At 71.9% G+C, this 14859-nt stretch carries 7 protein-coding genes; 2 read left to right on the top strand and 5 right to left on the bottom strand.

Annotated elements, in window-relative coordinates; genetic code table 11:
- Positions 1 to 81: 81 nt before the first annotated feature.
- A complete protein-coding gene (locus ACFHWS_RS23675; protein WP_416569103.1) occupies positions 82 to 450 on the bottom strand; it encodes a hypothetical protein in 369 nt (122 codons plus the stop codon).
- Positions 451 to 779: 329 nt separating this feature from the next.
- Between ACFHWS_RS23675 and ACFHWS_RS23670 the strand changes: the two genes are divergently transcribed.
- Positions 780 to 3035, top strand: coding sequence for an AAA family ATPase (locus ACFHWS_RS23670; RefSeq protein WP_416569102.1), 2256 nt, complete (start codon positions 780 to 782; stop codon positions 3033 to 3035).
- 55 nt (positions 3036 to 3090) lie between these two features.
- Entirely contained in the window at positions 3091 to 6651 is a 3561-nt protein-coding gene (locus tag ACFHWS_RS23665; RefSeq protein WP_416569101.1) for a BTAD domain-containing putative transcriptional regulator, read from the top strand.
- Between the two features lie 9 nt (positions 6652 to 6660).
- On the opposite strand, the gene ACFHWS_RS23660 is transcribed toward ACFHWS_RS23665, so the two are convergent.
- The 4 genes from ACFHWS_RS23660 to ACFHWS_RS23645 form a co-directional block, all read right to left on the bottom strand.
- Entirely contained in the window at positions 6661 to 8271 is a 1611-nt protein-coding gene (locus tag ACFHWS_RS23660; protein WP_416551670.1) for a protein kinase domain-containing protein, read from the bottom strand.
- 236 nt (positions 8272 to 8507) lie between these two features.
- Complete coding sequence (locus ACFHWS_RS23655) at positions 8508 to 11129, bottom strand: hypothetical protein (RefSeq protein WP_416569100.1); 2622 nt, start codon at positions 11127 to 11129, stop codon at positions 8508 to 8510.
- An 81-nt stretch (positions 11130 to 11210) separates the two neighbouring features.
- Entirely contained in the window at positions 11211 to 11528 is a 318-nt protein-coding gene (locus ACFHWS_RS23650; RefSeq protein WP_416551666.1) for a YbaB/EbfC family nucleoid-associated protein, read from the bottom strand.
- Positions 11529 to 11539: 11 nt separating this feature from the next.
- Complete coding sequence (locus ACFHWS_RS23645) at positions 11540 to 14857, bottom strand: right-handed parallel beta-helix repeat-containing protein (protein WP_416569099.1); 3318 nt, start codon at positions 14855 to 14857, stop codon at positions 11540 to 11542.
- Positions 14858 to 14859 lie beyond the last annotated feature (2 nt).

Here is a 14859-nt window from a genome sequence, read left to right as displayed (position 1 = left end):
CGGCGCGTCTTCAGAGAATCTCCAGTCGGATCTACAGCGAGACGCGTCGATGTGAAGATTCACTCGCCGTAGTCGGCTCAGCTAGGCGGACGCGGTGTCGCCCGCCGCCGTCGGCGGCGGTTCCCCCCGAGCCCGGCGAAGTGCCTCGATGTACTTGGGGATCTCGATTACGGCGAGCTCCAACCGACCGGGCGCGAGTTGATCGGCGAATACGGCCTCGACGACATCTCGGGCCACGTCATCGGGGAGATCGTCGACCTGTCCGAGAGGGGCACGCTGCCAGATACGGATGAGACGAAGCCGCGCCCGAACCTCGGAGAGGGTGCGTTCCAGTCCGGCTATCGCCTCGTCGGCCCGCGCCGGGTCCAGCACGAGCCGCCCTTCACCGGCGAGTATGAGCAGCAGTTCACCCACGAACGGGTTCGGCGTGGCAGGGGGACGGGCCGGCACCGGTCGAGTCCATCAACGCGACGGCGGCAGGGGAAGGCCCCGAACGGGCGGCTGCCCCGGACTCCGGTGCGATCTGCCCGGACTGCCGTCCGTGGCGCCGGTCCACCGACGGACAGCGCCCGCCGAGTCCGCCACCCGGCAGCCCCGCCCGAACGCCGGCGGCGCCGCGAGGCAGACTTGACCCGGGTGGTTCCCTCAGGCGGGCCGGATGCCGCGGGGCAGAGCTGCTCCGATCCGGGTCACCCGGTGCCGGGAGCGGACACGTCGGAGGCGGGGACCGTCCCTCGCAACGGTGGATGAGGGCAGCGGTGTCGATCGGAAACACGAACGTGCGTCTTCACCTGCTAGGCCCCGTACGGGTCGAGCGCGACGGGACCGACCTGCCCCTGGGGTCGGCGCGGCGGGCGGCGGTGCTGTGCGTACTCGCCCTGCGGACCGGGCACCGCGTTTCCCGGGATCAGCTCGTCGCCGCACTGTGGGGTGAAGACGCACCGGCCAGCGCGATCGGCAACATCTACACCTACGTCTCGGCGTTGCGGCACATGCTGGAGCCGGACCGGGGCCGGTGGGCCGGTGGGCAGATTCTCAGCTCGGGCAGCGGTACCTACCAGTTGCATCTGCCGCCGGAGGCGGTCGACGTGATCCGCTTCGAGTCGCTGCGCGATGCGGCCCGGCGGTATCGGGCCGACGGGAACACCGTCGCCGAGTTGGCTGCTGTGGAGTCCGCGCTCGACCTGTGGCACGGCGACGCCCTGACCGGGGTACCCGGGCCGTTCGCCGAGGCCCAGCGGGTGCGGCTGGCCGAACTGCGGTTCGCCACCACCGAACGGTACGCCGCCCTGTTGGTCGGGCAAGGCCGGCGCGAGGAGGCGGCGGCAGTCCTGCGACGCCTCGTCGAGGCGTACCCCGACCGGGCGCACCTTCGGGTCATGCTGGCCGACGTACGGCAAACGAGCAGCCACGGCCCGGGGCAGGGCCTGGACGCCGGAGCGCCCGCCGGCTCGCGGCCCGTCGCCGGGACAGCTGACGGAACAGCGACGACAGCCAGGTCCGGCGGGGCAGCCCTCGTCGGCCGGGATGCCGAGCTGTATAACCTGCGCCGGGCCACGGCGGAGGCGGCCCTGGGACGCGGACGCAGCGTCCTGGTCAGCGGCGCACCTGGTCTGGGCAAATCGGCACTGCTCGCGACGGCCATGTCCGCTGCCGCACCGGGGCACTACCGTGTCGGATGGGCGGTCGGCGACGAGGTCACCCAGTCCAGTCCACTAGGTACCTTAGCCGAATGCCTTGAATCCGCGCTGGGCGAGGACTCCGCCCGCCGCCTGATCGACCGTTTCCCCGCCAGCGCGGACCAGGTTCCCGCCCAGGCCGTCGCCGACGTGGTGGACCTGGTATGCCGGGCCGCGCGGGCGACGCCACTCGGGCTCGTCCTCGACGACCTGCACTGGGCCGATCCTGTGACGCTGCGGGTGTGGGCCGAGCTCAGCGGACGCGTCGCCGAGCTGCCGCTGCTGTTGGTGGCGACGGTCCGGCCCGGTGCGTCGGACCGGACCGTGCCGTCCGTCGACGAGGTCGTACGGCTGACACCGTTGGACGTCACGGCGGCAACCGCCGTCGTCCGTGCCTCGGCACCGCAACCGCCCGAGGCCGAGCAGCTGGCATGGATCCTCGCCGAGGCCGGTGGCCACCCCGGCTACCTGCGGCAACTCGCTGCGGGTACCGCCGCCACGTCGTCGTCCGTCGCGCTGTCAGCCATGATCGAGGCACATCTCGCCCCGTTCACCGAGGAGACCCTGCGGTCGTTGCGGGCGATCGCCTTCCTGAGCGCGTACGAGTTGCGGGCACCCGGCACCCAACCAGCGGGCGCCACCCCGGCCGAGCTCGGCGCGGTCACCGGCCGTACCCCCGACGATCTCGACCGGGCGCTCGCGCCGGCGCTGGCCGACGAGGTCCTCGCAGTCGAGGGCGACCGGCTCGTCTTCCGGCACCGAATCATGGCCCGGACCCTGCACGAGGCCACCCCGGTGGCCTTGCGGATCACCCTGCACCGCTCCTACGCGGAGCGGCTCGTCGCGGCCCGCGCGCCGGTCGAGCAGGTCGTGGCGCAATTGCTCGTCGGTGAGGTGCCGCTGGTCGGCCGGGCGGGCGCCTGGCTGGTCGAGAACGTCGAGGCGCTCGTGGACCGTGCCCCGGCGACTGCGATCGCCGTGTTGCGCCAGGCCCACGCCCAGCATGCTCTCGACCCGGCTCAGCGGCTGCGTCTCACCGCCTGGCTGGCCCGGATGCTGCTGCGTCAGCAGCAGGTCGCCACGGCGGAGGCCGGCTGGGTCGCCGCCCGGACATCCGACCCGGACCTGCGTGGCGAGATGCACTGGGTTGCGGCGCACACCCACGAACGGCGGGGCGAGTTCGAGTCCGCTGCGGAGATCGCCCACACCGCGTTGCGGGAACGCCGGATCACGCCGGAGTGGATGCACCGGCTACGGGTGTTGCTCGCCCGGGTACGTCCGCACCTGCCGGGACAGGCGACCGAGCCGCACCTCCCCCGCTCGACGGCGCTCGACGGTGGGGACTCCCCTAGCTGACAGACGCCGGCGGGTCGACCGGAGGTAACCTCTGACCTCTCACGATGGAGGGTTCGTGCAGACAACACCGGACGACCGGCTGCGGGTGTCGGTCCTCGGCCCGGTCCGGGCCTGGCGCGGCGGACACGAACTGCACCTCGGACCGACCCGGCAGCGGCAGGTCTTCGCGGCACTCGTCGTCGCTGGACGCGCGGTCGGGCGGGACGAGCTGGTCGCCACGGTCTGGGACGAGACGCCGCCGACGACCGCGACCGGCAACGTCTACACGTATGTGTCCGGTCTTCGTCGCAGTCTGGGGCGCGACGCCCTGACGCTCGGATCGGCGGGGTACGCGCTCGCTCTGCGCCGGACGGATCTGGACAGTGAACGGTTCGCGGCGGCGTGTGCCGAGTCGGCGCGGCGGCATTCGGCAGGGGATTTCGCCGCCGCCGTGGCCGCCCTCGACGAGGCGTTGGCGCTGTGGCACGGCGAGCCGTACGAGGGGCTCACCGGTCACCGGCTGGACCTCGAGCGGGTCCGACTCGTGCGGCAGCGGCTCGACGCCATCGGTCGGCGTGCCCGGATGCTGATCGAGCTGCGCGACGACCGGGTGTTGGCCGAGTTGACCGGGCTGGTTCGCGACCACCCGCTGCATGAACCCCTGCACGAACTGCTGGTGCTCGCTCTGCATCGCGGCGGCCGGCGGGCCGAGGCGATCGAGGCCTATCAGGTAGCCCGGCACATCCTCCGTACCGAGCTGGGAGTCGAGCCGGGCAGTGCCCTGAACGGACTGTATGGTCAGGTGCGGCGCGCTCCGGCGGCTCCGATGCGTCGGAACGACCCGGTGTGGACGCGGCGATCCCACGCGACCGCAGCCTCTCGATCGGCGTCGCCCGTCGCGCCGCGCTCACCGACCTGGTCGACGCCTCGCCTCGCCCAGTGGGGATTCGTGGAAGCGTCCGGGGCCGGACCGCAGGCGGGGTTTACCATCGGCCACACCCAGGCGGGGTCGCTCGTCGGCCGAGCCGACGAGCTCGACCAGCTGCGGGCCCTGTTCGACGCGCTCGCCGACGGTCAGGGCGACGTGCTCTGGGTCGAAGGTGAACCGGGCGTGGGCAAGACCGCGCTGGTCAGAGCCGCGACGGCCAATCTTGACGATCGGGGCTGTCAGGTCGCCTGGGGCGGCATCCGGGAGCTGGACCGGGATGCGCCGGTGCAGGCGGTGGCCCGGGCGTTACGGCCGCTGACCACCGGGCACCTCCGGGCCGCCCGGCCCGACGGACCACACCTCGATGTGGCCGACGACGACAATGCCGTCGACGATGCCCCCGTCTCGTCCGATTGGGTGTTGGCGCAGGTACGCACCGCCTGCGCCGTCGCGCCCGTCGTGCTGGTCGTTGACGACCTCCAGTCGGCCGACTCGGTCGGCGAGCCGTTCTGGAACCGATTGGTCGCCGCCACCCGACGGTTACCGTTGCTGTTGGTGGCCGTGGCACGGCTGGAGCCCGGCGGTGCGGCCCTGGCCCGGCTGCGCCGCACGGTGGGCTCCCGGCGGGGGCAGGTGCTCCGGCTGGATGCCCTACCACCCGGGGTGGTCGAGCAGCTCGCGGTACGTCTGGTGGGTGCTCCGCTCGGGCCGAACCTGGCCGAGGCGATCTCGACCTCAGCCGGTAATCCCTTCTACGCCCGCGAGATGACCAGCGCGTTGCTCCGGCGGGGTGTGGTCCAGGTGGCCGACGGGGTGGCCGACATCCCCGATTCCGCTCCCATCGACCTGCCGCGGCCCCTGCTCGCCGTGGTACGGAGTTCGGTGGATCTCCTGTCACCGCGTGCTCAGGACGTCCTGCGGACGGCCGCCATGCTCGGTACCCGTTTCTCGGTGGACGACCTGGCCGAGGTGAGCGGGGAGTCTGCGGTCGACCTTGTCCCCAGTCTGGAAGAGGCCATCGCCGCGAACGTCGTCGTCAGCGACGACACGACTCTGGCCTTCCGATACTCCGCTCTGCGTCGGGTGTTGTACGGCAGCATCCCGGCACCGGCGCGGGCGATGCTGCACCGACACATCGCCGAGGTTCTGGGCCGGGGCGCGGGTCCGGCGACGCGGGTGGCCGCACAGCTCGCGGCGGTGCCGTCGGCGGCCGACGAGTGGACGGTGTCCTGGCTGGTCGACCACTGCGCCGAACTGGCCCACCGCGCTCCCCGACTCGCCGGCGAGCTGATCCGGCGGGCACTGGACACCGGTGCCACCGACCCGATACACCGGACGCCGCTGCTGATCGCTCTGGTGCGGCTGGAGTTCGCCGAGGACCGCTGGCCGGTCGACGAGGCCCGGGAAGCGGCCGGTCTGGCAACCGATCCGGCGGAGCGCGCCGAGATGCGTCACCTCCTCGCCACGATGGTCCACCGGCTGGGTGGTATGTCGTCGGCGATCGGCATCGTCCGGAAGACGCTGTCCGACCGTACGGTGCCCGAGTTCTGGCGTACCCGGCACTGGGCGCTGCTGGTCGAGCTTCGCAGGGGCGGTCTGGACGACCTGCACCAGGCCGATCGGCGAGCCGGGGCGGCGCACGCCGCAGCGCTCGCCGCCGGGCGGCCGTACGACGCGGCTGCGGCGCTGCAGACCGGGTGGCTGACGAACTCCGTGCGCCGTGACCACGAACGGGCGCTGGAGTTCGCCGACCGGGCGTTGGACATCATGCGCGACAATCCGTCCTTCGGCGGGCTGTATCTCGACCTGCTCGACAATCGTGCCTTCACCCTGCACAACCTGGACCGACTACCGGAGGCCGAGCGGACGCTGCGGGAGGGTCGTCTCTTCGCCTACCGGCACCGGTTGCCCACCGGCCTGCACACGGCCTCGGCGGTGCTGCGTTTCTGGACAGGTCGCTGGGACGACGCGCTGGCCGAGATCAGCGCGGTCACCGACGACGTTCCTCGCTACACCTTGCTGGGCATGCGAGACCCGCAATCGGCGGCCACGTTGTTGCACGGCCTAGCCGCGCTCATCGCTGCCCATCGTGGCGACGCGGTGCTCGCCGCCGGCCACCTCGACGCGGCCGATGCCCTGACCACCGGCGCCGCTGACCGAGCAACCGGTGGTTTCCTACTCGTCGCCCGGGGATGTGTCGCCGAGACGCAGGGCCGGCCGGACGAGGCGCTACGAATGCTGAGTCCGCTATTGTCGCCGGACCACGCGTCGCTGGCGATGCGGCACCAGTGGCTGCCCGAGCTGACCCGGCTCGCGCTGGAGTTGGACCGTCGGGACATCGCGGAGGGGGCGGCGGCGATCTGCGCCGACGAGGCGCTCCGCGAGGTGCGACCGGCCCGGGCTCACCGGGCCGCCGAGCGCTGCCGGGCGATGATCACGAACAATCCGGAGCCCGCCCTGGCCGCCGCGAGCCGCTACGGCGAGTTGGGCTTGGTGACGGAGCAGGCCGCGAGCCTGGAGGACGCCGCCGTGCTGCTGGCGGCGAACCGGCGCCCCTACGAAGCGGCGACGACCGGCGGTGCGGCTGTACGGCTGTACACAGCGCTGGGTGCCCGCTGGGATCTTGGTCGTGTCGAGCGCCGGCTCGCCGGGTACGGCGTCGAGCCGAGCCCGGGACGGGCCCCGGACGGCCAGCTCGACATGATGTGACGCGGCCGTTCAGCGTACCTCCACTTCGTACAACGAGTAGCCGTAGTCACCGGAGCGTCGGGTCGCGTACATCCGGACGAAACGACCGGGCGTCCCTCCGGCAGCGATGACGGCGTCACCGCCCTGGCCGCTGGCTGTGCTGTACACCGTCGTCCAGCTGTCTCCGTCGAGGGACACCTCGACGCGGTAGCTGACGGCGTACGACCTCTCCCAACGGAGGACGATCTCGTGAATCTGCCACTGGCCACCCAGGTCCACCGTCAACCACTGGACGTCGCTGAAGGCGCTGCCCCACCGGGTGGCGAGGTCACCGTCGACGGCGTTGGCCGCCGCCTGCACCGCGCCCTCGGCGCTGGAGGCGCTGACCGGTCGACCGAGAGCCAGGTTACGGCCGGTCGGGTTCGCGGCGGCCGGTACGGCGGCGCCGGTCGACGGTGGCTTCTCCGAGGCCGCGGCCTGGCCGCCCTGGGGCCGGGCGTCGGGCGTCCGGTCGGGCGGCGCGGGCTGTTGGCTGGAAACGGCTGAGGGGTACGGGGCACCTGTCGTCGCCGCCGCGCTGGCCCCGCTGGCTGCGGAGGCCGGGGCGGGGGGCGCCGCGTGGCTGGTCTGTGGTGTGGTAGCTGTCTGCCGGCGGGCGTCGGTACCTTCCGCCGCGTAGTTCGCCACCGCCACCGCCATCGCGACCGCCGCCGCGGCTACCAACGCACCGACCCTCACTCGTCGGCGGCCGGTCGGCCGGCGCGCCGGCACCGGGGAGGTTTCCGGCGCGGTGTCGCGCTCGCCGGCGGCCGGTGGCTCCGGTTCAAGCGACCGGTCCAGCAGCATGGCGATGAGTTCCTGGGCTGTCGGCCGGTCGACCGGTTCCTTCGACAGCGCGCGTGACAACGGCTCCCGCAACGAGGCGGGTATCCCGTCGAGGTTCGGCGGCTGGGTCAGGATGCGCCCCGCTGTCGCGGATGGGGAGTCGCCGTGGAACGGTGTACGTCCCGTGCCGGCGTAGGCGATCACGCAGCCCCACGCGAAGATGTCCGCCGCAGCGGTCACCGGGGTGCCCGGTTCCCCGGAGAATCGTTCGGGTGCCATGTACGCCACCGTGCCGACCATGACGTCCGGTCGAGTGTGCGCGCTGGTCGCGTCGGCCGGCCGGGCGATGCCGAAGTCGATCACCTTGGGGCTGCCTGGCGGCAGCAGGACGTTGTCCGGTTTGAGGTCGCGGTGGACGACGCCAGCGCCGTGGATGCCAGCCAGCGCCGTCGCGACCCCCACCGCCAGCGAGTGCAGGGCTCCGCCCTGCATCGGCCCGCGCTCGAGGACCACTTCCTCCAGGCTCGGCCCGTCGACGTATTCGACGACCAGGTACGGCGGGTCGTGGTCGAGGTTGGCGTCGACGAACTCCGCGGTGCAGAACGGAGGCACCTGCCGTGCCCGTTCGACTTCGCTGCGGAACCGGCCGATGAATTCCAGATCGGACGCGAGGGCGGCGTGGATCAACTTCACCGCCACGTAGGTGCCGTCGTCACGCTCAGCAAGGTACACGACGCCCATTCCGCCCACGCCGAGTCGACCGACGAGCAGGTAGTTGTCCAACCGCTCGGGATCGGTCGAGCTCAGCGGGCTCACGCGGTACGCAGTGTCCACAACACCTCTTTCAACCTGGTCGCGACCGTGCGCGACCGGACAATGTCGTCTACCTCCGGTATATCAGGTATTCAGCCAATCCTGCCGAACCGCGGCCTGCACCGCGTCGGGCGGCGGCCGTAGGTGGACTCACGGCGCGCCTTCGCCGCGCGCCGTGCGCCCACAGCTGCCCGGCCGACCTGACCGGGCACCGTCCTGATCGGATCATCCGGCCGGGATCAGATCGTTCCCGGCAGGATGGCGAACCGGGTGCCCGCAGCGCCGAGAGGTGTCCGGCGACCGGCGGTCGCCCACTGCTCGACGCTGCGGTACAGGGAGTTCAGCGCGAGATCGTCGAACGGTCCGCGCCCGCGGGTCGGCTCGTCGGCAGACAGTTCCCGCAGCAGTACGCGGCCGGGTTCGGCATCGATCGGCTCCGTCGCCTCCAGCACCTTGAAGCGGGTGCCGGGCAGGAAGAGCACCCGGGCCTCGACCCGCTGGTCGTCCGCCGGCTCCAACAGTTGGGTACGGCGGGCCGTCATCGACCAGACCAGCACGTCCACCGCGCCGGGCAGGGACACCGGCGGCTCGACCAACGCGTGCGTGAACGCCCAGTTCGTCAGCACACCCCTGGCCCGTATCTCGGCGAAGGCGTCCCCGGTGAGTGTGGCCGTGGCGCAGGTCGCTCCCCGGTGCGACGGCAACCGGCTGACTCCAGCGGCGACGCAGCGTGCGAACGAGACCGCCCCGCCACTGTCTCCCTTCCGCAGGGCGTCATCCACGTCAATCCCGTACCCGGACAGATACAGACGAACGGCGACCGCGTCGGTCAGCGCGTCGTCGTACGGGTGCAGCCGGGGGTGTTCGGACAAGATCCGGGCGACCGTGCTGGCGGCGGCGTCGAACTGCGGGCCGAAGCGTTCGCGGAGCCAGGTCCGCTCGACGTCGAGGCCACGCGAGGTGGGCAGGCCCGATGCCTGCGGCGCCGGGGGTGTCTGGAAGAGCACGGCGGGCCGGGCGAGGGTGGCCGTCCCGATTGGCGCGACAGCGTCGGTACCGGCTATCCCGGACGGCGCCGCACCGCTATCACCCGGCCCAGGCGGCGCACCAGCGGTGCCACCGCCTGGTCGCGCCTCCGTGGGTGCCGCTTCCGTGGCCGCCAGGGAACTGCCGTCGGCGGCGGATTCGACGGGAACCGGGGGTGGCAGGCGGAGCACGGGTGCCGCGACGATGGTCCGGGTGGGAGCATCGCCGGAGCTGGTCTGGGTCCAGAGCGGCGTGTCGACGGTGACGCCCGGCTCGCCGCCCGCAGGACCGCTGGCGGCGGGTCGCGGGCTGTTGCGGGCGACCATCGGCCCCGCCGCACCCGCCGCACCCGCCGCACCCGCCGGCTCCGGCGCGGTCCGGCCGCTGGCCGGGGCGGTCGGACTCAGCCGTCCACCGGCCGGACGAGCCGACCCGGAACCGAGCAGGGTGGCACCGAGGGTCGTCGGAGCGTTCGTCTCGACCGGTAGTGCAGCGGTTTCGGTCTCGTTCAAGGCGAGATCCGCCGTGGTGAAGCGGTAGGTGAGCCCGTCCTCATCGACCACGGCGGCGGAGGGGCCGCGCCCGCTCACCGCTACGGCCGAGGCGAGTTGAAGCGCACTGCGGGCGCGGGTGGCCGGATCCAGCCGGGCGGCCAGGTCCTCGGCGAGTTCGCGTAGGCGGGCGACCCGGGACGGATCGGCGTCGTCGACGATCAGGGCGTGGCTCGCCGGGTCGGCTGGGCGGGCACGGATCCGGCCGGCGTGCCGTGGCTCGTCGGTGGCGCGGACCCAGAGCCCGGACTGGACGACCTCCACGACCGCGTCGTCCGCGTACCGGAACGTGCGGGGACCGACGGGGGTGCCGAGCAGTGCTGGCGCCTCGTGGTACATGATGCGCGCCGGCGCGGCCGGCCCGGCCGGTCGGCTCCGTGGACGGTAGCCGAGTTCGTGGACGAGCAGTCGCCAACCGAGCCGGCCGTCCCGGGTCACGGTGTGCATCTGACGCCGTTCCGGTCGGCCCACAGGTATGCCGGTGAAGCACGCGACCGGTGCCTCCAGCAGGTCGGCCAGCCGTTGGCCGATCGACTCGCCGACGGGGACCTGGACCGGGCCGTACTGGACGAACCGCGCGTACGGTCGGTGCGTGGGCGCGAGCCCGCGCCAGAAGCGGGCAATGTCGTCGAGGGCCAGGGGCGGCGTGCCGGGACAGCCCAGGACCACTGTCATCGCCTGCCGCTGACAGGGCACCGAGGCGACCAGCCATCGCCAGCGCTCGCTGACCACGAGCGCGTCCCGGGTGTCCCGAAGCCACACCCCGGCGGGGATGGGCTCGGCCGCGCCGACCGCGCTGGTCGTCGAGAACTCGGCGGCACCGTCGTCCCAGGGCGGGGCGGGATACCGCTTTGACTGCCTTATCGGTGGACGTCCGGGTCGGTAGCGCACCCAACCGCTGGCCTGCCCCGAATGGGCGAAAAGGGTACCGTCCGACCCCCGGAACACACGCCCGTGCGGGGTGACGACCGTACGGCGCAGCCGGTCGCAAAGCCACTGGGCGGCGAGAGCGGCGGTGTCCTGGTTCGTGCCGACGACCACGAGCCGGATACCGCGTCGACGCCACCGCAGCGTCGCGGCCACCGACTTCCAGATTCCCACCGGAAGATCGTCGTGCAGGTCGAGGACGACGATCTCGTTGTCGGGATCGTCGGCGATTGCCATCGCCACCGCCCGAGCCGACGAACTGATCCGTTCCCGGGCATGCAGAACCAGAGCGTTTCCGACGGTGTGCCGGAAGACCGTGACCGACGGCTGCCCGCGCAGAGAGCCAACGACGTCCACTCGGCTGCCTCTTCCTCGCAGCGCGCGGCGACCAGCCGGCTGCGATGATCGGGACCGGCGGGCCGGCAAGGCCCCACCCGGTCAGTGCACGTTGATCTCGATCGCGCCCATCTTTTCCCCCGCGAGCGCGGCGGCGTTCGCTCCGGCGGCCCTGATCGACTGGACGATCGCATCCTGCAGACCGGTCAGGTCACGCCTGTCGAAGACCGCTGGGCTGACCCGGACCGCTTTGACCTGGCCGAGGCCGCTGGCCAGCACCACGACCGTGCCGTCGACGGAACGACCGGTCACGAGTGCCTGCCCGAGCTCGGCCTGCGCGGCGCGCATCCGCTGCTCGAACGCCCGGCCCGCCGCGACCATGTCCTCGAGGGTGGGCCGCTGCTGCTGCGGTTCCGACATGATGACTCCTCTCAGCCGACCGCCGCGAGGCCGCCGGAACGGCGGGCGCTCAGGGCGTCCGGGTGGTGGCGGGCGGCCAGTCCGTGCAGGTCGGCCAGCGCGAGGGTACGGGACCCGGTGGCCCGGGTCAGTGCTCGCGAGAGCTGGTGGGCGGCGTGGACCGTACGGTCCGGAAGTCGTTCGACGAGCCCGGTCAGCGCGGCCCGTACGTCCTCGGGGACGTGGTGTCCGTGTCGCACGAGGTGCCGTACGACGATCTCGGCGAGTTCGGCGACGTCGTACTCGGGGATCGTCCACCGTTCACCGAACACGTCGGCGAGGCCGGGCAGCGCCGCGCCGAGGCGGGCTAGCGCCGACGGTTCACCGAGCAGGACCACCACGGGGTCGCCGAGGCTGGACCGCAGCTGCGCGACCAGCGACTCGACGGTCTCCTGGCCGTCGTCGAAATAGTCGACCACCAGCGTGCCCCCGGCGGCGTCGTGCAGCGCGGCCTGAGCCAGACTCATCGCCTGTCCGGGCCATTGCGGTGCCAGCTGGTCGGCGGTGGACACCCGTACCAGGTGTCCGACCGGTACCAGACCCAACTCGGACAGCCCGGCGGCGTAGTGGCGGGCGATCTCGCCGCGACCGCTGCCGGACGGGCCGGCGAGCAGGACGTTGCCGTGCCGCCCCGGTGCCCGGCGACGGTTGCGCAGTTCGCAGAGACGCAGCAGGGTCGCACCGACCGCGTCGCGGACCTCGGAGGCGCCGACCAGCCCGCAGATCCGCCGCCAGGTCTGTGATCTGTCGACGGCACCGGCCGGGTCGCTGCTCGCGTCGGCCGGCTCGCGCTGCTCGACCGGCAGCTCCTCCAACAGTTGCAGCTCGGCGGCGAGGTCGTCGGCGACCAGCCGGTTGAGTTCGGTGTCCTTCGTCGGCGGCGTCATGGCGAGCCGGGACGCCTGATTGTTGATCATCGCCTCGAAGAGTTTGCGGGCGACTCGGCCGTTGCCGAACGTGGCGTTCCTCGGCACCCGCTCGAAGTACGTTGTCAGGGCGTCGATCGCGTCGTCGGTCAGTTCGTAGTAGTGCTTGCGGCACAGGTTCGAGGTGATGGTGACCAGTTCCTCGACCGAGTAGTTCGGGAACTCGATCGTCCGGGTGAACCGGGAGGCGAGCCCAGGGTTCGAGGCGAGGAAGCTCTCCATGAGTTCCGAGTACCCCGCGACGATCACCACCAAGTCGTCACGGTGGTCCTCCATGATCTTCATCAGAGCGTCGATGGCCTCCTGGCCGAAGTCCGGGCCGGAGCCGCCGGAGCCGGCCGACAAGGTGTACGCCTCGTCGATGAAGAGCACTCCGCCGATCGCCTTCGTCACCAGCTCGGTGGTCTTGATCGCCGTCGAGCCGATGTACTGGCCGACCAGATCCGCCCTGGCCGCCTCGATCATGTGCCCCTTGGCGAGGATGCCCAGCTCCGCCAGGACCGAGCCGTAGAGTCGGGCGACCGTGGTCTTGCCGGTGCCGGGTGGGCCGGCGAAGACCAGATGCCGACTCATCGGCGGCATCGGCAGGCCCATCTGTTGCCGGACCTGCGCCATCCGGATCAGATTGATCAGCGCGTTGACCTCCTGCTTCACCCCGCGCAGGCCGATCAACCCGTTGAGCTCGCGGAGCGGTCCGCTCAGCTCTCCCGCCATCGCCGGCTCCTGCCCGGCCGGGTCGGCCGACCGCTCGGCGGCGTTCCCGGCCGGGGGCGCCGACGGCGAGACGCCAGCCATGTCCCTGGTCGCCCCGTCCGTGGTCAGCGACATCACGGCCACCTGCGCATCGGCGACCCGGCGGAGATCCTCGTCGCCGCTGCCCCGAACCACACACCGGGTGATCGACACCGGGTCGGCGGTCTCCACCTCGATCCCGGCCGCACCGCTGCCCAGCACCTCGCAATCAGTGAAGCTGCCTTCAGAGCCGCGTTCGAGCCGGATACCCGCCCGACGGGCACCGCGCACCCGGACCTGGCTCGCGGTCACCGTGCCGGCCGCACCCACCCACAGACCATCGCCGCTGGCGCCTACCAGCTCGGTGTCGCGCAGCCGCAGATCCCCGCTGCCGGTCACTTGGAGTCCCGCGCCACGCAGCTCGGCCGACTGCAGGGAGAGAACGCACGAGGAACCGACCGCCACAGCGCTGGACGCCGTACCGGTGAACCGTGCCTCGCGGATCGTCGCCCGAGCCGACTCGCGAAGCTCGAGGGCGTTGGCACCGCTGGCGTCGATCGTAAGGTCCACGCCGTTGACCTCGGCTCCGTCGCGCACCAGCAGTCCGACGCCAGCGGCAACGGTGGCGCGTAGCCGGCGCACGGTCATCGACGCTCCGTCCGCGACGACCACGGCGTGCTCGCTGCTGCCCCGCACCGTCATCGTCTCGAAGCTCGGTGCGCTGTTCGACTCGACGGTCACGCCGACCGGGGACTCGGCGAAGATGCAGTCCTTGAACACCGGTCTGGCCTCGCCGGTGACATGCGCGGCGCTTCGTCCCGCCGGGCCGAACGAACAGTGCTCGAACCTCGGTGCGGCGCCACCGGCTATGTGCGCGGCCTGCAGGGCCGCGCCGGTGAAATGGGAGTGGGTGACGAGCACGTCGACCTCGCCGCGGATGAAAACGTCGACGTTGCTGCTCCGCTCGACGCGGAGTCCGCTGATCCGAGCCTGGCCCCGCTGCTCCACAACCAGCGCGGGTTTTCCGGCTCCGACGATGTCGAACCGCTCGACGATGATCCGTCCGTCGCCGTTGACACAGACGCTGTTCGCCCCCGTGCGCTCCGCACGGCAACGGCGCAGGGTCACCGAACCCTGGTCGCTGACCACGATGCCGGAGGTGGCAACGTCCCGGACCACGGTGTCCTCGACCGTGCTGGGGCGCGGCGAGGTGACCACGATCCCGGCCCCTGCGGCGGAGGTGATCTCGCAGTGGCGAAGCGCCAGCGAACCTTCCAGCCGGGCCAGCAGGGTCACCCAGGCAGCTCCGTCGATACGGCAGTCGTCCAACGCCGCCTCTCCGGAGTAGACGTCGACCGCAGCCAGCTTGGGGTCGCCGCTCGACAGTGAGATGCCGCGTAGATGGGCCCCTTCACCATGGATCGCGAGAACGCTACCCTCCTCCACCGCGACCTCGACCCGGCCGCCCTGTTCGGCGACGATCGTGATCCGGTTGCCGACGACCAGCTTCTCGACGTACCGCCCGGCGTGCACCATGATGGTGGCACCCGGCTCGGCGCGGGCAATAGCCGCGCCGATCGTCGGGAGCGCGCCGGGCCGGCTGCCCCCGACCGTCAGGACCTGTCGACTCATCG

Source organism: Micromonospora sp. LOL_013 (genome assembly GCF_048060315.1).
Classification (GTDB): Bacteria; Actinomycetota; Actinomycetes; order Mycobacteriales; family Micromonosporaceae; genus Micromonospora_E.
This window is presented reverse-complemented; position numbering and strand designations above follow the sequence as displayed.